The sequence below is a fragment of the Nesterenkonia aethiopica genome (assembly GCF_039534665.1).
GTDB lineage: Bacteria > Actinomycetota > Actinomycetes > Actinomycetales > Micrococcaceae > Nesterenkonia > Nesterenkonia aethiopica.
On the sequence record NZ_BAAAVT010000011.1, the window covers coordinates 63,212 to 81,011 of the forward strand.

The 17,800-nt window shown below is 69.7% G+C and carries 14 protein-coding genes; 10 read left to right on the forward strand and 4 right to left on the reverse strand.

What is annotated here, in order from left to right:
* Position 1: 1 nt before the first annotated feature.
* On the reverse strand, positions 2 to 1,198 hold the full coding sequence (locus ABD658_RS09690; RefSeq protein ID WP_344680761.1) for an alcohol dehydrogenase catalytic domain-containing protein: 1,197 nt from the start codon (positions 1,196 to 1,198) through the stop codon (positions 2 to 4).
* A 121-nt stretch (positions 1,199 to 1,319) separates the two neighbouring features.
* Here ABD658_RS09690 and ABD658_RS09695 point away from each other — a divergent pair, with 121 nt between their 5' ends.
* Complete coding sequence (locus ABD658_RS09695) at positions 1,320 to 3,116, forward strand: helix-turn-helix domain-containing protein (RefSeq protein ID WP_344680763.1); 1,797 nt, start codon at positions 1,320 to 1,322, stop codon at positions 3,114 to 3,116.
* Positions 3,117 to 3,201: 85 nt separating this feature from the next.
* On the opposite strand, the gene ABD658_RS09700 is transcribed toward ABD658_RS09695, so the two are convergent.
* Entirely contained in the window at positions 3,202 to 4,671 is a 1,470-nt protein-coding gene (locus tag ABD658_RS09700; RefSeq protein WP_344680859.1) for a helix-turn-helix transcriptional regulator, read from the reverse strand.
* Positions 4,672 to 4,748: 77 nt separating this feature from the next.
* Here ABD658_RS09700 and ABD658_RS09705 point away from each other — a divergent pair, with 77 nt between their 5' ends.
* From ABD658_RS09705 to ABD658_RS09715, 3 genes are read left to right on the forward strand one after another with little or no spacing between them, the layout of a single operon-like run.
* The gene (locus ABD658_RS09705) at positions 4,749 to 5,510 is read left to right on the forward strand and encodes an ABC transporter ATP-binding protein (RefSeq protein WP_344680765.1); all 762 of its coding nucleotides are present in this window, start codon (positions 4,749 to 4,751) and stop codon (positions 5,508 to 5,510) included.
* 5 nt (positions 5,511 to 5,515) lie between these two features.
* Positions 5,516 to 6,289: an ABC transporter permease gene (locus ABD658_RS09710; protein WP_344680767.1), complete on the forward strand. Its 774-nt coding sequence runs from the start codon at positions 5,516 to 5,518 to the stop codon at positions 6,287 to 6,289.
* A complete protein-coding gene (locus tag ABD658_RS09715) occupies positions 6,282 to 7,067 on the forward strand; it encodes an ABC transporter permease (RefSeq protein ID WP_344680769.1) in 786 nt (261 codons plus the stop codon). The genes ABD658_RS09710 and ABD658_RS09715 overlap by 8 nt, the downstream gene beginning before the upstream one ends.
* A 124-nt stretch (positions 7,068 to 7,191) precedes the next feature.
* Here ABD658_RS09715 and ABD658_RS09720 read toward each other — a convergent pair whose 3' ends face one another.
* Positions 7,192 to 8,076 (reverse strand): Lrp/AsnC family transcriptional regulator, encoded by an 885-nt coding sequence (locus tag ABD658_RS09720; protein WP_344680771.1) that lies wholly within the window; start codon positions 8,074 to 8,076, stop codon positions 7,192 to 7,194.
* A 295-nt stretch (positions 8,077 to 8,371) separates the two neighbouring features.
* Here ABD658_RS09720 and ABD658_RS09725 point away from each other — a divergent pair, with 295 nt between their 5' ends.
* The 5 genes from ABD658_RS09725 to ABD658_RS09745 all read left to right on the forward strand — a co-directional run bounded on the left by ABD658_RS09725 (position 8,372) and on the right by ABD658_RS09745 (position 15,155).
* On the forward strand, positions 8,372 to 10,096 hold the full coding sequence (locus ABD658_RS09725; RefSeq protein ID WP_344744392.1) for a flavin monoamine oxidase family protein: 1,725 nt from the start codon (positions 8,372 to 8,374) through the stop codon (positions 10,094 to 10,096).
* Between the two features lie 52 nt (positions 10,097 to 10,148).
* On the forward strand, positions 10,149 to 11,165 hold the full coding sequence (speB, locus tag ABD658_RS09730; protein ID WP_344680773.1) for an agmatinase: 1,017 nt from the start codon (positions 10,149 to 10,151) through the stop codon (positions 11,163 to 11,165).
* 4 nt (positions 11,166 to 11,169) lie between these two features.
* On the forward strand, positions 11,170 to 12,558 hold the full coding sequence (locus tag ABD658_RS09735; RefSeq protein ID WP_344680776.1) for a purine-cytosine permease family protein: 1,389 nt from the start codon (positions 11,170 to 11,172) through the stop codon (positions 12,556 to 12,558).
* Positions 12,559 to 12,569: 11 nt separating this feature from the next.
* Entirely contained in the window at positions 12,570 to 14,027 is a 1,458-nt protein-coding gene (locus ABD658_RS09740; RefSeq protein WP_344680778.1) for a YjiH family protein, read from the forward strand.
* Positions 14,028 to 14,192: 165 nt separating this feature from the next.
* Complete coding sequence (locus tag ABD658_RS09745) at positions 14,193 to 15,155, forward strand: threonine ammonia-lyase (RefSeq protein WP_344680780.1); 963 nt, start codon at positions 14,193 to 14,195, stop codon at positions 15,153 to 15,155.
* 214 nt (positions 15,156 to 15,369) lie between these two features.
* Here the strand turns inward: ABD658_RS09745 and ABD658_RS09750 are convergent, their stop codons facing one another.
* A complete protein-coding gene (locus ABD658_RS09750) occupies positions 15,370 to 15,978 on the reverse strand; it encodes a TetR/AcrR family transcriptional regulator (RefSeq protein ID WP_344680782.1) in 609 nt (202 codons plus the stop codon).
* Positions 15,979 to 16,069: 91 nt separating this feature from the next.
* Between ABD658_RS09750 and ABD658_RS09755 the strand changes: the two genes are divergently transcribed.
* Entirely contained in the window at positions 16,070 to 17,737 is a 1,668-nt protein-coding gene (locus tag ABD658_RS09755; protein ID WP_344680784.1) for an amidohydrolase, read from the forward strand.
* Positions 17,738 to 17,800: the final 63 nt, after the last annotated feature.

A 17,800-nucleotide genomic window follows, 5' to 3' on the forward strand; every position in this document is an offset into this window, starting at 1 on the left:
ATCATGCTCCCTGTCGGTGGGCGAGGTGGTGGGCGAGGTGGTGGTCGAGGGCCCTTAATACGGGCTGCTCCGCATCGGCGGGTGCGGGGTCGGCGTCGAACTCGATGATCTGCCGCACGGCACGTCCGTCTTCGAGGTCGTCCATCGCCTGGTTGATGTCCTCCAGGCGGATGCGCGAGGTGATGAGCTTCTCCACCGGCAGTCGCCCGTCGCGCCAGAGCTGCTCGTACCGGGGGATGTCCCGGCTGGGCACCGAGGAGCCCAGATAGGAGCCGATCACGGTGCGGGCCTCTGCGGTGATGCGCAAGGGGGAGATCGTGGCAGTGGCGGTGGGGGCGGGCAGCCCGGTGGTGACGGTGCGGCCTCCCGGTGCGGTGGCGTCGAAGGCGGTCTCGAAGGCGCGCGGGCTTCCGGCGCATTCGATCACGTGATCCGCGGTGAGGCCCTCCTCGGCGACCTGCCGGGGCGTCCACGTCTCATGGGCTCCGAGCTGGCCGGCCATGGTCAGCTTGTCCTCGGCCATGTCCACGCCGATCACTCGTTGGCAGCCTTCGGCCAGGGCGGTGATGAGTGCGGCCATTCCGACGCCGCCCAGGCCCACGATCATCACCGACTCCGCCGGCGCGGGTTGCGCGGCATTGAGCAGGGCCCCTCCTCCGGTGAGCACGGCACAGCCGAGGACGGCGGCCACATGGGGCGGGACGTCGTCGCCGACCGGCACCACGCTGGCCCGGTCCACCACCGCGTGGGTCGCGAATCCGGAAACGCCGAGGTGGTGATGGACCTCGGCACCGTCGCGGCGCAGGCGGCGATGGCCGTGGAGCAGCTCGCCGGCGTTGTTGGCCCGGGAGCCGCGGGTGCAGGGCAGTCGTCCCCCGGCCGCGCAGTTCTCGCACTGTTCGCAGCGCGGCAGGAACGTCATCACCACCCGCTGGCCGGGGCTGACGTCGTCGACGGCGGAGCCGACGGCCTCCACGATGCCGGCCGCCTCATGGCCGAGCAGCATGGGCACGGGGCGTTCCCGGTGGCCGTTGACCACCGAGAGGTCCGAATGGCAGACCCCGGCGGCCTCCATGCGGACCAGGACCTCTGTGGGTCCGGGAGCCTCGAGGGTCAGCTCGCTGATGCGCAGCGGCTCGGTGGAGGCGTAGGGGCGGGCGCGGCCGATCTCTTCGAGGACGGCACCTCTGATCTTCACGGATGATTCTCCTGGGCGTCTCGGCAGGTGTGAGGCGGGCGTGGTGCTGTGTCTGATGACATCAGCTCCCTGTTCCCTGGGCCACAGCCACCGTGGCTGAGGATTCTCCTATGATGTGTCCATGGTGGACACCTTGGATGGCTCAGGCACTGACGAGACCGGTCACGGCCGGGAAGCGCTGCTGCGGGCACTGCTGGACACCGCGGCCGAGCTGTCCAGCCTGCAGGACGTCGAATCGGTGCTCCAGTCGATCGTCCGACGCACCCGGCACCTGCTGCGCTCCGACATGGCCTACATCAGCCTCAACGACCATGCCGCCGGCGAGACCTACATCCGCCAGTCCGACGGCGTCACCACCCAGGAGTACCGGACGCTGCGCATGCCGATCGGCTACGGCATCCTCGGTCGGGTGGCCACCGGCGTGGCTCCGTATCAGACCACCGACTATCTGCGGGACGAGTCGATCCCTCACCTGGACTCCATCGATGAGATCGTCGCCGGCGAGGGCGTGCTGACCATCATGGGAGTGCCCCTGCTGGTGGGTGGGCAGGTCATCGGCGCGCTCATGGTCGCTGAACGCTCCCACCGGGTCTTCAGCCCGGAGGAGATCGACGTCGCGGATTCGTTGGGCACGCACGCCGCCGTGGCCCTGGACAATGCCGAGCGGTACACCCGCGCCCTGCACGACGCCGAGCAGCTCAGCCGCGAGCATGAGCGCAGCCAGGAGGAGCTCGTCTCCCGCACACAGCTGATGGACTTCGACGCCGAGCTGCTCCACGAGATCAACCGCGCCCCCACCGAAGACGGCGTCCTGACGCTCACCGCACGGACCCTCGGGGCACCCGTGGCGCTGCTCTCCGAGTCCGGCGAGCAGATCGCCGTCGCCGCAGCCCGGCCTGGCCACCCGGATGACCCGGCATGCCGCACACCCACGATCCCACCCCCGGAGCCCGCAGCCCTGGAGGCGGCGACCGCCGAAGGCCGGGCCCTGCGGATCGGCGAGGGCCCTGATGCCGTCGTCGTGGCGCCCATCCGCTCCGGCCATGACGCCCTGGGGCACCTGGTGACCTGCGGCGTCGAGGACCCGGCCGAGCTTCAGCTGCTCGATCACGCGGCGGCGCACATGGCGCTGGCGCTGCAGTTCGTCCGGGCGGAGGAGGACGCTCAGCACCGCCAGCAGCTGGACGTGATCGAGGATCTGCTGGCCGAACGGCCGATCTCCGACCACCGGCTCGCCCGCCGCCTGCAACGCTGGCGGCTGGGCCTGCACGACCCGATCCACGTCGCGGTGATCCTGCCCGCACAGGACACCGACGCCGTGCGCCGGCTGCTGCGTGGCCTCCCGGGCACCCGGTTGGCGGCGCCCCTCGGCGACCAGCTGTGTGTGATCTTCGACGACGAGCGCTGGGTGGCGTCCGCACGCCGCCAGGCCTCCGAGCAGGGGCTGGGCATCCAGGGCGCCTGGTCCGGGCCGATGCCGTCGATCCGCCACCTGCCGAAGCACCACCGCATCGCACGCCTGGCCGTCACGGCGATGCGGCTGGGCGGCCGCCAGGGGCTGGTGGACGCTGCCGACGTGGGTGTGGTCGGTGCCGTGCTCCACGCGGCAAGCCAGGCCGAGGCCCAGGGGGATCCGATCGACCTGACCGCGCCGATCGCCGCGCTGGTCTCCCACGATGCCGAACGGGGCACCGAGCTGGTGCGCACGGCGGCGACCTATTTCGAGACCGACCGGCGGATCGACCGCACCGCTGAGGCCCTGTTCCTGCACCGCAGCACCGTCAAGCAGCGGCTGCAGTCCATCCGCCGGATCCTCGGCGAGGGGTGGGACCGGGCACCGCGGAACCTCGATGTCCACCTGGCGCTGCGGGCCTGGGGCCTGACGCGCTCGACCGACCAGGCGTCCCTTCCCGGTTGAGTCCGGAGATGTGGTCGCTGAACCCCGCTTCAGTACCGCCAGAGCGACCATACCTCCAGAGGCAACGGATAGAGGGGGCGGAGCGTCACTGGCGGGCGAAGCGGCGGACCATCTCGTGCACGACCAGCTCAGTGCGCGACGCCGCCCCGGAACTCCTCAGCAGAGCGGCCACATGGACCGCCACAGTGCGGTCGCTCAGACCCAGCTGATCCGCGATGCGCCGATTCGGCCACCCTTCCACCAGCAGGGCCAGCACGGCGGCCTGCGCGGGTGTGGCGCGCGGTGGACGGGCCATGGTCCGGATCTCCTGCTCGACGGCGTCGCGCACCCGTCCCGGCCAGGAGCGGAGCAGCCGCCGAGCGGCGTCCAGCTCCTGCAGAGCGGCGGTATGACGATCCTGACGCCCGAGAGCTCGCGCCCTGAGCAGCCCGAGTCGCCCCAACGTGGCCGCATACCAGCCCTCGGAAGGGACGACGTCGACGCCCACCAGTTCCGGATCCCGTCCCTCCGCCACGCGCAGGGCCGCCTCCAGGACCGCAGCGAGGACTCCACCGTAACCGCTGCTCCCCCGGGCATCATCCGCGCGGTCCGGCAGCGCCTGCCGAAAGAAGCCCCGAATGTGCTCCGGAGAGCAGCCGGACTCCAGAGCCACCAGCGCCGTATCCATGGCACGGTGGGGCCTGGTCGCGTGCTCCTGGGGCGTCACGCACTGCGCATAGGACACCAGCGCCGCGGGGATCGACCCGCCTCCGGCGGCGGCCGCCACCACCGCACCCTGATACCCGTAGAGCCGCACCCAGGGGATGCTCACTGCGGTGGTCGCACGCGAGGCCTGACGCCCGAGCTCCCGAGCTTCGTCGTCCCAGCCGCGCTCCCAGGCCAGCATGGCCGCTTTGGACCAGAGGGCGACCTGTTCGTCCTTGGGCAGCTGCGCGGCCTCCGGGAGCCGGGCATAGTCCCAGCCCAGCGCCCAATGCCCGGTGCGGAAACCCAAGTCCACAGCCTGACGGATCACCGTGCCCTGGACGGCGAGGTCTCTCGCCAGCGTGCAGGCCCTCGACACCGTTGTCCAGGCGTCGACCACCGCTGCGCAATCCTGCGGCTCCGGCGGCGCCACTTCCTGTCGCAGCACAAGCCAGTTCGACAACGCTCGGGACCGCACGTCCTCGAAGCCCGGGACATCGGCGGCGGCGAGTCTCTCCAGCTCGGCCGCCTGCTCTACGACATGGTCGAGGCTCCCCCCGCGCAGGCCCCGCGCACTGGCCAGGCTCACCCGGGCGTGGGCGAGAGCGCGGCGTCGCGCGGGGTCGTCCGCCCGGTGGCCGGCCGATGCCGCCTCCTCCGCCAGGCTCAGCGCCCGCAGCGCCGACTCTTCGGCATCGTCCTGCCGCTCGGCCCGCACGAACGCGACGGACCGCCAGGCCTCCACCTCAGCCCGCAGCCCGGGATCCTCACCGGCCAGCTCCGCGGCGTCGGCGAGCGCGGCCCACGTCCCATGCCGGTCCCCCGCCAGCCAGGCGACGCTGCTCCGCTCCAGGCGCTGTCTGCACTGCATCACGGACTCCAGCCTAGCCTCGAACTACGTCATATTGACTAGACTTCGGGCCGTCCATGCCGAGAAGACTGTCAGACATGACCGCTCTCCACGTCGACGCCCTCACCCGATCCTTCATCACACAGACCTCCGTCACCCGAGTCGCTCTCTCCGCGGTGGACCTGATCCTGCCCCGAGGCGGCGTCCATGCCCTGCTGGGGCCCAATGGCGCGGGCAAGACCACCTTGTGCCGCATCGCCTCCACCGTCCTGCTGCCCACCTCGGGCACCTGCGAGGTGCTGGGACATGACGTGGTGGCCGACGCCCGGACGGTGCGGCGTCTCATCGGCATCGTCTTCGGCGGCGACCGAGGGCTCTATGAGCGCCTCACCGCTGAGGAGAACCTGCGCTTCTGGTGCAGCATGCACGGCCTCCGACGCCGGGCGGCCACTGCCCGCATCGCCGAGCTGCTGGAGCGCCTGGGTCTGGCCTCCCGGGGCACGGAGCGGGTGGAGACCTTCAGTCGGGGCATGAAGCAGCGGCTGCATCTGGCCCGCGGCCTGGTCGCCGACCCGCAGCTGCTCATCCTCGATGAGCCCACGGTCGGCATGGACCCGATCTCCGCCCGCGAGTTCCGCGGCCTGATCACCGAGCTGCGCCAGGAGGGCCGCTCAGTGCTGCTCACCACCCATGACCTGGCTGAGGCGGAGGCGCTGGCGGACACAGTGACCATGATCGACCGCGGCAGCATTCTGAGGCATCTGGACGCGCCCCCGGCCGCCGGCACGTTGGAGCCCCTCTACTTCGAGCTGCTCAGCCGAACCTCCGAGGCCGGCGCCTCCCGAGGCATGGAGGTGTGAGGCACATGCTGTGGATCGCCGTCGTCGCCGGCTTCTCCGAACAGGTGCGGCAGATGCGGGGGAACGCCGATTGGCTCATGCCGCTCATCACCGCGCCCCTGCTCACCGTGGTGTTCGTGACCATCTTCCTGCACGCCGACCGGCACGAGCTCATGGGGCACGCGGTGCTGGCTCCGGCTCTGATGACCATGTGGAGCGTCTCCCTGCTCACCGCCGGGGAGCTGATCTCCCGGGAGCGGGAGAACGGCTCCCTGGAGGGGCTGCTCGCAGCTCCGGCACCGTTCGGGCTGGTGCTGTTCGGGCGGATCGCCGCGGTGACGATGATCTCGCTGCTGGGGTTCCTGGAGTCCTGGACGGTGGGCAGCCTGATCCTCGGCGGACCGGTGAGCATCGCCCACCCCGGTGCGTTCAGCGCGACCAAGTTGGTGACGTATCTGGCGATGACCTGCTGGGCCGGTGTGATGTCCAGCCTGTTCGTCCTGGCACGATCTGCCCGGATCTTCCAGAATTCCCTGAGCTATCCGTTCTTCGTCCTCGGCGGGGTGCTCGTCCCGGTGTCCCTGCTGCCGGCCTGGGTGGAGATCCCGGCCCGCGGCGTCTTCCTCTCCTGGTCCTCGGATCTGCTGCGTGATGCCATGGCGCCCGACGCCGTGGAGCACCTGGCCCTGCGACTGGCCGTGATCGCGGGGCTCGGCCTGTGCGGACTCGGGCTGAGCCTGATCCTGCTCTCCGCGACCCTGCGCCGAGTGCGCTCCACCGGGAGGCTCACCCATGCTTGACACCGTGATCGCCGCGAGCCGGGTGGCCCGCGCGGACCTGAAGGCCATCTATACCCCCGCCACCTGGGTGTTCGGGTGGCTCGGCCGAATCCTGGCCCAGGTGATCTTCTTCGCACTGATCGGGGTCCTGCTGGAGGACCGGGCCGCGCTGGTCTATCTGTTCCTGGGGCAGGCGGTGATGGTCGCCGTCGTCGAGGTGTTCATGTCCATCGCCTCCACCACCTGGGAACGGCGGGCAGGCACGCTGCCGCTGCTTGTCGCCGCACCCCGTCCGTTGTGGCCGGTGTTCTTCGGCCGGTCATTGCAGTGGATCCCCAGCGGGGCGGCCACGTCCTCGGTGGCGCTGTTCCTGCTCGGCCCGGCCTTCGGCATCACCTGGGATCCTGTGCTGGCGCTGGTGGCGGTCCCGGTGCTGCTGACCACCGTGGCGGCGATGTACCTGATGGCGCTGACGCTGGCCGGTGTGGTGCTGCGTTCGCCACGGTGGCGCAACGTCACCTCGAACGTCTCCCACATCCTGGTGATGCTGATGTGTGGAGTCACGGTCCCGGTCACCATCTGGCCGGGCTGGCTCCAGGCGCTGGGGCAGGGCATCCCGCTGACCCATGGGCTGCAGCTCATCCGCGAGCTGCAGGCTGGGCAGCTGGGCTGGGACCTCGGGTTCGCCGCGCTGCTGCTGGTGGCCACCGGCGTCGGCTGGGGTCTGTGTGCGGCTGTGTCATTCACTGTCTTCGGCGAGGCGGGCCGCCGGGACGGCAGCATCGCCTTCGCCGAGTGACGCACGACGACGGCTCCGCACTCACCACGTTGCCTCTGCGGTTTGGGCCCTTATGGCGCGAGATTCGAGCTCATAAGGGCCCAAACCGCGGAGACAACGCAGGGGAGACTGCGGACGGATCGCCTCAGATCGCGCGGGAGTAGTCCTCCTTGAGCGTCTTGAGGTGGAACCAGGTCTCCATCCCGGTCACCCCGGGCAGGCCTTTGAGGTCGTCGAGCCGGGCGAAGACGTCCCCGGGCACAGAGGAGGCCAGAGTGGCGATCAGGTCGAAGGGCCCGATGCTCATCGCCGCGAACTCCGTCTCCGGATAGCCCATGAGCCTCCGGGCCACGGACTCGTCCTCCCCACCCAGGTGCAGCCCCACCCCCACTTTGACGCGGCGGGCATGGGCGGAGTGGGTCACCACCGCACTGATCCGCAGGATCCGGTCGTCGAGCATGCGCCGCACCCGGCTGCGCACCGCCGTCGGCGAGAGCCGCACCTGCCGGGCCAGGTCCCGGTAGCTGATGCGTCCGTCGTGGCGCAGCAGCTCCACCAGCTCGCTGTCGATCTCGTCCACCCGGCCGCCGCCGTCGTAGTCCGAGACGAAGGATCCGCGCAGCACCTCGGTGTAGATGGCTGTGCGGATGCGCGCCACCTCGGGGAAGCTGCGCACCTGGGCCAGCACCTCGAACAGGGCCTCGTGGTCCGCCGCCCGGACCTCCACCACGAGGTCCTGGGAGCCGGAGATCGCCGAGACCAGGGGGATGTCGTCGCGGCCGCTGAGCTCCTCCACCACGCCGCTGAGCTCCCCGCGCCCGGTGATGGACACGTGGGCCAAGCAGCTCTCCCCCAGGAACGCCGGCGCCGCGGCCGCCACGATGCGCACTGCACCGGAGTCGATGAGCTCCCGCACACGCGCGGACACCACGGAACGCGGGACCCCCAGCTGTTCCGCCAACGCGCTGAAGCTGGCTCTGCCGTCCTCCTGCAGCGCGGCGATGAGCTCGTCGTCGATCGACGTCGCCATCGGCTTCCTCCTTCCATCGGCGGCCCCCAGAGGCCGACCCACCGATTTCCCCACATGCGACACCATCTCGGGCAGATCATCATCATGGAGAGAACATGGAACACCTTCTGCGTCACATTCTGGCGGATCGACCGTCAGAAGGGAATCATCAGCACCCTCGTCCTGAACTTTTCCCTATTGCCATGTGACGCGCCTCTCAGTACATTCGGAAGCAGATCCCCGCCGTGCGCACCGGTGCACCCTGCCCGCCGACGCCACCGGCGACACGCCCACCCCCTTCTCGTGAGGACCGCCCATGACGCTCTCGACCCCGCTTCCCGATGACTCCCCCGCGGCCGAGCGGCCCGCTGTCACCCCGCCCCTGACGATGCTCAGTCCGGACTTCCCCTTCAGCTACGACCACTATCTGGCGAGCCCGACCGGACTGGGCCGGGTCCCGGAACAGGCGCACGGCACCGAGGTCGCCGTCGTCGGCGGAGGCCTGGCCGGCATCGTGGCCGCCTATGAGCTGATGAAGATGGGCCTGAAGCCGGTGGTCTACGAGGCGGCCGGGATCGGCGGACGCCTGAAGTCCCAGGCCTTCGACGGCGCCCCCAACGTCGTCGTCGACCTCGGCGGGATGCGCTTCCCCACCACGGGCCGCGCCTTCTACCACTACGTGGACAAGCTGGGCCTGGAGACCCGTGCGTTCCCCAACCCGCTCTCGCCCGTCACCCCCTCGACCGTGATCGACCTCGCCCACGAGCCCGAGCCCACCTACGCGGAGACCGAAGACCAGCTCCCGCCGCTCTACCGGGAGGTCGCCGAGGCGTGGAAGCAGGCACTGCGGGACGAGGCCGAGCTCGACGCCGTGCAGAACGCCATCCGCCACCGGGACGCCCAGATGCTCAAGCGGCTCTGGAACGAGCTGGTGGCCCGCTTCGACGACGAGTCCTTCTACGGCTTCGTCGCCGGCTCCGAGGCCTTCAAAGCACTGAGCTGGAAGCACATCGAGACCTTCGGCCAGGTCGGCTTCGGCTCCGGCGGCTGGGACACCGACTTCCCCAACTCCGTGCTCGAGGTTCTGCGCGTCGTCTTCACCGACGCCGACGACGACCACCGCGGCATCGTCGGCGGCGCCCAGCGGCTGCCCGAGTCGCTGTGGCGCCACGCTCCGGAGGACATCGTCCACTGGCCCGCCGGCACGTCGCTGGAATCGCTGCACGGCGGCGCACCCCGTGGTGCGGTCACCGGCATCCACCGCGGCCAGGACGGCTCGCTGCCCGACGGCGGCGTCACCATCACCGAGAAGTGGGGCCGCACCACCACGTACCCGGCCGCCGTCGTGACCTGCCAGTCCTGGCTGCTCTCAGCCCGCATCGACACCGACGAGGATCTGTTCACCCCGGAGATGTGGAACGCCATCGAGAAGAGCCACTACATGCTCTCCTCGAAGACCTTCGTCATGGTGGACCGCCCGTTCTGGCGGGACATCGACCCGGAGACCGGCCGCCCGGTGATGTCCATGACGCTGACCGACCGGCTCCCGCGGGCCACCTACCTGCTGGACGAGGGCCCGGACAAGCCGGCGGCGATCCTGCTCTCCTACACCTGGAACGACGACGCCCTGAAGTGGCTGCCGCTGGACGCCGACGAACGCACCCGGCTCATGCTGCATTCGCTGCACAAGATCTACCCCACCCTGGACATCGGCTCCCACATCATCGGCCAGCCGATCACCGTCTCCTGGGAGGCCGACCCCAACTTCATGGGCGCCTTCAAGAACAACCTGCCGGGCCACTACCGGTACCAGGAGAAGCTGTTCAACCACTTCGTGCAGAAGGACCTGCCGCAGCACCAGCGCGGCATCTTCCTGGCCGGCGACGACATCTCCTTCACCGCCGGCTGGGCCGACGGCGCCGTCACCACCGCGCTCAACGCCGTCTGGGGCGTCATGGACCACCTGGGCGGCTCCACCGCCACGGACAACCCCGGCCCCGGCGACGTCTGGGACGAGCTCAAGCCCATCGCCCTGGACTGAGGCACCGCCTCCTCCCCCGCCTCCTGCCCTTCCCCCGCCCCGAAAGGACATCATGACCAGCCAGTCCTCCCCCGAGAACACCCCCACGACGCCGGTCGGCCCCCGCGACAGCTCCAAGACCCCGCGCTACGCCGGCCGGGCCACCTACGCCCTGCTCCCGGAGCTGCACGAGGTCGGCCGCGCCGACATCGCCGTGGCCGGGGTCCCCTTCGACACCGGAGTGAGCTACCGCCCCGGGGCGCGCTTCGGTCCCTCCCACGTCCGGGAGGCCTCGCGCCTGCTGCGCCCCTACAACCCGGCCCAGGACATCTCCCCCTTCGCCGTGCAGCAGGTCGCCGACGCCGGTGACCTGGTGGCCAACCCGTTCAACCTGGACGAGGCCATCCAGCAGGTGGCCGACGGCGCCCGCGACCTGCTCACCCAGGCCGAGAAGCTGGTGGTCATCGGCGGCGACCACACCATCGCCTACCCCCTGCTGCGCACCATGGCGGAGAAGCACGGCCCGGTGGCGGTGCTGCACGCCGACGCCCACCTGGACACCTGGGACACCTACTTCGGCGCCCCCATCACTCACGGCACGCCGTTCCGCCGCGCCTCCGAGGACGGGTTCATCGACCTGACCGCCAGCGCTCACCTGGGCATCCGCGGTCCGCTCTACGGCAAGGGCGACCTCGACGACGACGCCCGCCTGGGCTTCCAGATCACCACCAGCGAGTTCATCGAGGAGCACGGCGTCCCGGCGGCGATCGAGCGGCTGCGCGCCCGCCTCGGCGACCGCCCGGTGTACATCTCGGTGGACATCGATGTCCTGGACCCGGCCCACGCGCCGGGCACCGGCACCCCGGAGGCCGGTGGCCTGACCTCACGGGAGCTGCTGCGCATCATCCGCGGACTCTCGGACCTGAACCTGGTGGGTGCCGACGTCGTCGAGGTCGCCCCGGCATACGACCACGCCCAGCTGACGGCCGTGGCGGCCAGCCACGTGGTCTACGAGCTGATCTCCGCGATGGGCCAGTCCAAGAACGCCCAGGTCGAGAACACCCAGGTCGAGAACACCCAGGAAGCCTGAGCCCATGAACCTCTACCGCCGCCTCGACCAGCACCTCGAGACCCACTCCGAGACGGGGCAGCCGGTCGTCGGTGAGCTCACCGGCCGCCGGATCTTCATGATCTGGCTGGCCGCGAACCTGGTGGTCACCACCATGCTCACCGGGACCCTGTTCGTCCCTGGGATCGGCTATGGGGCCGCGGCCACTGCGATCCTGATCGGGACGTTGGTCGGGGCGGCGGTGCTCACCGCAGTGGGCGCGATCGGCACCCGCACGGGCTTGGCCACCATGGCGCTGACCCGCGGGCCCTTCGGACTGCGCGGCTCCATGCTGCCGGTGGCCGCCAATGTGACGGTCCTGATGGGGTGGAGCTGGGTGCAGGCCATGCTGGCCGGCATCACCGTGGACCACCTGATCGCCGGGTTCACCGGTTGGTCCAACCCGGTTCTGTGGTCGGTGGTCTGCGAGATCATCGTGGTCTCGCTGGCGATCTTCGGCCACTCCGGGATCGCCAAGGTCGAGCCTTGGCTGGCGGTCTTCATCCTGGCGGTGATGGGCTACGTGTTCTACCTGGCTCTCTCCGCGTTCTCCGTCACGGACTTCCAGGCCCTTCCTGAGGACCCCGAGGCCGGAATGACCTCGATCATCGCCCTGGACATCGTGATCGCCACCGCGATCTCCTGGACGGTGCTCTCCGCGGACTTCAACCGCTTCGCCCGCACCCCGCGGGCCGGCGTCGTCGGCTCCGGGCTGGGCTACACGACCTCCACGGTGCTGGCCATGCTGCTGGGGCTCACCGGAATCTCCTACCTGATCGCCTCCGGCACCAGCCCGGAGGCCTTCGACCCGGTGGCGTTCGTGGAGGGCTTCGGCACCCCGGTGGCCGTGGTGATCTTCTTCTCCGTGATGGCCACCAACACCATGGCCGTCTACGGCATGACGACGTCGGCGGTCGGCCTGCTGCCCGGGCGCCGCTTCCGCTTCCTGCCCACTGCGCTGGTGCTGGGCGGCGTCTCCGTGCTCGGTTCCACCTGGCTGGCCCTGCTGGACCAGTTCACCGACTTCCTGGTCATGATCAGCGCCTTCTTCATTCCGGTGTTCGCGATCCTGCTGATCGACTACTACCTGCTGCGCCGCGCCCGCTACACCCGGGACATCCTCAATTCCGCCGGCGGCGCCTACTGGTACCGCCAGGGTGTGAACTGGCGGGCCTTCCTGGTGTGGTTCGCCGGAGCCGCGTCCATCTACTGCTGGACCTACGTCTGGCCCCTGGCCGTCGGCGCCTCCATCCCCGCGTTCCTGCTCAGCGCCGCCGCCTACCTGGCGCTGTCGTGGCACACTCGTTCCCCGGGACGTGCCGCCCCGGCGTCCTCCGACCCTGACTCCCCCGCCCAGCTGTCCACCACAAGGTGAGGTCACCTGCCATGACACAGACAACCACTCGACGAGCCGCCCCCTGGTTCCTCATCCCATCCCTGCTGGGGATCATGATCTTCGTGGTGCCCATCCCGGATGGGGAGGGATCCATCACCATCCCGGTGGCCTGGCTGGCCGGCGCCACCGAGGCCGGGCTGGGCGACGCCCTGGCCTGGCTGACCGTGGGCGTGATGGCGGTCTCGGTGCTCGGCACCTCCCTCTTCCGCGCCCTCCCCGAGCACCTGCGGGAGCGCCCGCTGGTGCGCGCACTGTTCTCCACCACACCCGTGTGGTTCGGGCTGCGCATCCTGGGCCTGATCTTCGGGCTGCTGACCGTGCTGCAGGTCGGGCCGGAGTGGCTGTGGCACGAGGACACCGGCGGCCTGATCTTCGGGCTGGCCGCCTTCATGGTGACCGTGTTCTTCTTCGCCGGCTTCCTGCTGCCGCTGCTGCTGAACTTCGGGCTGCTGGAATTCGCCGGGGTGATGCTGACCAAGGTGATGCGTCCGCTGTTCACCGTGCCGGGGCGCTCCTCCATCGACAGCCTCGCCTCCTGGCTGGGCGACGCCACCATCGGTGTGCTGATGACCAACCAGCAGTACGTGCAGGGCTACTACACCAAGCGTGAGGCCGCCGTGCTGGGCACCACGTTCAACGTGGTCTCCCTGACCTTCACCATCGTCATCATGGGTTACCTGAGCCTGCAGCACATGTTCGCCCCCTTCTACGCGACCATCGTGGTGGCCGGCCTGGCCGCCGCGGTCATCATGCCCCGCATCCCGCCGCTCTCCCGATTCAGCGACAGTTACGCCGACTGGATCCCCCAGGGCGGCACCGAGGCCGCCGTCGCCGCTGAGCACCAGGCCGATCAGCACGGGGACACCGAGCACCAGGCCGACGTGGCCGCCTCGGCCGCCGAGGCCCCGGCCGGGTCCGAGGCGTCCTCCGGCTCCCGCTCTTCCACCTCCCAGCCGCCGATGATCCGGCGTGCGTGGGGCGCGGCCCTGGATCGGGCGGCGTCCTCCCGGCTGAGCGACATCTCCCGGCGCGGCGGCTCCAACGTGCTGGAGATGTGGATCGGCATCATCCCGATCATCATGGCCGTGGGCACCGTGGCGGTGCTGATCGCCGAGCACACGCCGCTGTTCTCCTGGCTGGGCGCACCGTTCGTGCCGGTCCTGGAGCTGATGGGCGTCCCGGAGGCCGCGGCGGCCTCTGAGACCCTGTTCATCGGCTTCGCGGACATGCTGCTGCCGGCCCTGATCGGTACCGGCATCGAGGCGGAGATGACCCGGTTCATCATCGGGTGTCTGTCGGTCACCCAGCTGATCTTCATGTCCGAGGTCGGTGGTCTGCTGCTCGCCTCGAAGATCCCGGTCCGCTTCCACCACCTGGCGGCGATCTTCCTGCTGCGCACCCTGATCACCCTGCCGATCATCATCGGGCTGGCGCACCTGTTCTACTGATCGTTCCGGCTGAAAAGCCTGAGCCCCGCCGACGCCCCGGCCGCCTCCCGCGGCTGGGGCGTCGGCGCCCGGATCGCCCCCAGATCCGCACCGCCCCACCGAGTACCACCGAGTACCCACCGAATGCCCTCCGCTAGAGAACCGTCTCCCTGAGAACGAGGTCCCATGAACCGTGCTCCGCGCCTGCTCGACGTCGTCACCGCCCACCGCCGCCTGCGCGGTCGGGTGCGTACCACTGCCGTGGAGGCCTCCGGTCCGCTCTCCGCAGAGTCCGGCGCCGAGGTGCTCATCAAATGGGAGAACCAGCAGGTCACCGGCTCGTTCAAGGCCCGCGGAGCGCTGAACACCGTGGACTCGCTCTCGGAGGCGGAACGCGCCCGCGGCGTCGTCACCGCCTCCTCGGGCAATCACGCCCAGGGGCTGAGCTGGGCGGCCGCGGCCCAGGGGGTGCCGGCCACGATCGTGGTGCCGGAGACCACTCCGGAGACCAAGAAGGCGGGGGCGCGGACGCTCGGGGCGGAGCTGATCGTCCGCGGCTCCTCCTATGACGACGCCGAGGCGCACGCCTGGACGCTCGCCGAGGAGCGCGGTGCGGTCTACGTGCACTCCTATGACGATCCCCGCATCATCGCCGGACAGGGCACCGTGGCACTGGAGGCGCTGCTGGAGCACCCCGACCTGGAGGCGATCGTGGTGCCCGTGGGCGGCGGCGGACTCATCTCCGGGATCGCGGTGGCGGCCAAGGCCATCAGCCCCCAGATCCGGATCATCGGGATCCAGCCCGAGGTCTCGGCGAAGTTCGGCGCCAGCTTCGCCGCCGGGCACCGCGTAGACGTCCCCTACCGATCCTCCTGGGCGGACGGCCTGCCCGGAGACATCGGAGAGCTGAACCTGCAGGTCGTGCTGGAGCATGTGGACGACTTCGCGGCGGTCTCCGAGGACAGCATCGCTGAGGCCGTCGCCTGGCTCGCCCGGCATCACCGGCAGATGATCGAGGGTTCCGGGGCGGTCGGCGTCGCCGCCTTCCAGCAGGGGCTGCTGGAGGATCTGCGCGGGAAGAAGGTCCTGACGGTCGCCACCGGCGGCAACATCGACGCCGACCGGTTCGCCGCGTTCCTGCAGCGCTGACCCCTACACTCCTGAGGCACTGCCCCTGCACCCCTGGGGCCCTGCCCCTGCGCTGAGTTGGTCTGGAGTTGTGCATACTCGAGTCGATCGAGTCGAGTACCCACAACTCCAGACCAACTCGCCACGCTGACAGCGGATCCCGGCGACCACGCGATCCGGGCAGTCGAGGCAGTCTCCCGATGGGCCCCGTCACCCGCCGGCTCGGCCGGCACGTTCAGGGGGTGTCCCCCGGTGGTGCCCCCAGCCCGGCGGCGGCTTCACGCATCGCCTTCTCCGCCATCTCCACGGTGATGAGGCTGTTCCCGACTACGATGTGAAGACCATAGGCATCCTCCAGCGCCACGAGATTCATGGCCAGGGTCTCGATGCTTGTCCGTGGCGCGAAGTCCCCTGACGCTGCCCCTCGCTGAAGGATCGAGGTATAGGTGGCGAGCTGGCGCCGGTACAGCGCCTCCACGAGCTCATCGTGCACCTGTGAGGTGCCCGCCAGGACGTCGAACTCGTAGAGCAGCCGCATCAGCGCGTCTTCAGGCCCATCCGGCAGCCCAGTGCGGATCGCGACGGCCAGCTGCTCCGCCGACGAGTCCACACCCCGGACGAGTGTGTCTCGCCGCTCCCCAAGTCGCTCGATCCCTGCCCGGTGCGCTTCGACGAGCAGAGACTCCAGGTCTTCGTAGTAATAGAGCACAGCTCCCCTGGTCAGCCCCGCCTCCTCCGCGACATCGGTCATCGACAGGGCCCGCAGTCCTTTGCGTCCAGCGGTGTCGATCGTCGCGGCGATGAGGTCCTGCCTGCGCTGCGTTTGGTTTCTGGGACGGGCCATTCATTGACAGTACCGCATGACGCATGTCACTCTTCGTCCAATTATTTGACGCCACCGTCAAAGAATTGGATCGCCACCTGAAGGGACCACCATGCTCGACCTGCTGTTGACCGACGCGCGAGTCCGCACTTTCGCCCAAGACCTCCCCTGGGCTCAGGCGGTGGGCATCACCGGGGACCGCATCACCTACATCGGGAACTCGCAGGACGCCCCCGCCGCCCACCGCGTGCACAGCGCCGACGGGGCCCTGATCACCCCTGGCCTCATCGACAGCCACAATCACCTGCTGCTCGGCTTCGACCCGGACGCCGTCAGCCTGGAAGGGGCGGAGACCCTCGACGAGGTACGGCGCCGGATCCACGGGCTCGCATTCTCACGGCCGGACCTGGACTGGATCTGCGCCGAGAACGCGGTGTACTCGGTGGTCGCCGGCCGACGTCCCCGTGCGGACGACTTGGTAGGCCTCACCGACCGCCCCGTCTTCGTCACCACCTACGATCAGCATTCGGTCTGGCTCAATGACGTCGCGCTGCGCGCACTCGGCATCGACGACGGCGCGGAGCTCGCCTGGGGCGTGCCCGAACGTGACACCGACGGTGCACCCACGGGTTGGATCACCGACTTCTACACCAGTGCGATGACCACCGCCGGGCTCGCAGCCCTGCAGCGTGACATCCCGATGTACTCCCCCGAGCGCCGCTATCGCAAGCTCCTGGGCAGCCTGGAGATGGCCACTCGGTCCGGCATCACCACTGTGGTGGAGCCCCAGGTGCCGTTGGCAGAGCAGGCACTGCTGCTGCGCGCCGAATCCGAAGGGCGTCTGTCCTCTCGAGTCATCGGCGCGCTGTTCCATCCGATCGACGCCGACGCCGCATTCCGCCGAGAGCTGCGGGAGGCCGCCGACGTCGTCCCGGCCTCAGACAGGTTGCGCTTCGGTCCGGTGAAACTCTACGCCGATGACGTCATCGAACCGCACAACGCATGGATGCTGGAGGACTACGCGAACCGTCCCGGTCATCGAGGGCATCCCTCGGCCCCGTTGGGCGAGCTGACCCGGATCATCACCGAACTGGACAGGCTCGGATTCCAGACCCACACCCACGCAACCGGTGACGGCGGCGTACGTCTGGCTCTGGATGCGATCGAACAGGCCCAGCGGACCAACGGAACCGTCGACCGTCGCCACGGCATCGTGCACGTCGAATGCCTCGCCCCTGCTGACCTTCCGCGCTTCTCCGCCCTGGGAGTCACTGCGGCCATGCAGCCACGGCACGCCTCCCCGGACCTGATCCGCGGGACATGGATGGACAATGTGGGCGAAGAGCGCTGGGGCCGGGCGTGGCGGATCCGATCGCTCATGGAGTCAGGAGCGCATGTGGCCTTGTCCAGCGACTGGCAGGTCGGCGAAATGGACCCGCTGGTCGGGATCTACTCAGCCCTGACTCGGGCCAGCCTGGACGGTGCGGACACCTGGACTCCGGCCGAACGGATCGGCCTCGACGCGGCCCTGCAGGGATACACCGCCGAAGGCGCGTGGGCCTGGCATGCCGAAGAGCAGCTGGGAGCCCTTCGACTCGGGGCCCGAGCTGACCTCGTCGTCTGGTCGGACGACCTCTACCGGCACACCGAAGAGCCCGCGGCACTGCTGGAGCAGCACGCCGCCCTGACCATCGTCGGAGGTGAGATCGTCCACGACGCCGCCGCGACCAGCGCAACGCCTGCAGACCCCGCGCCGCTGGGCGCCTGCTCAGCGCACTGATCCCAGCCACCACTCGCATCAGATTCCATCGCTCGAGGGAGAGACGCCGTCATGCCACAGGAC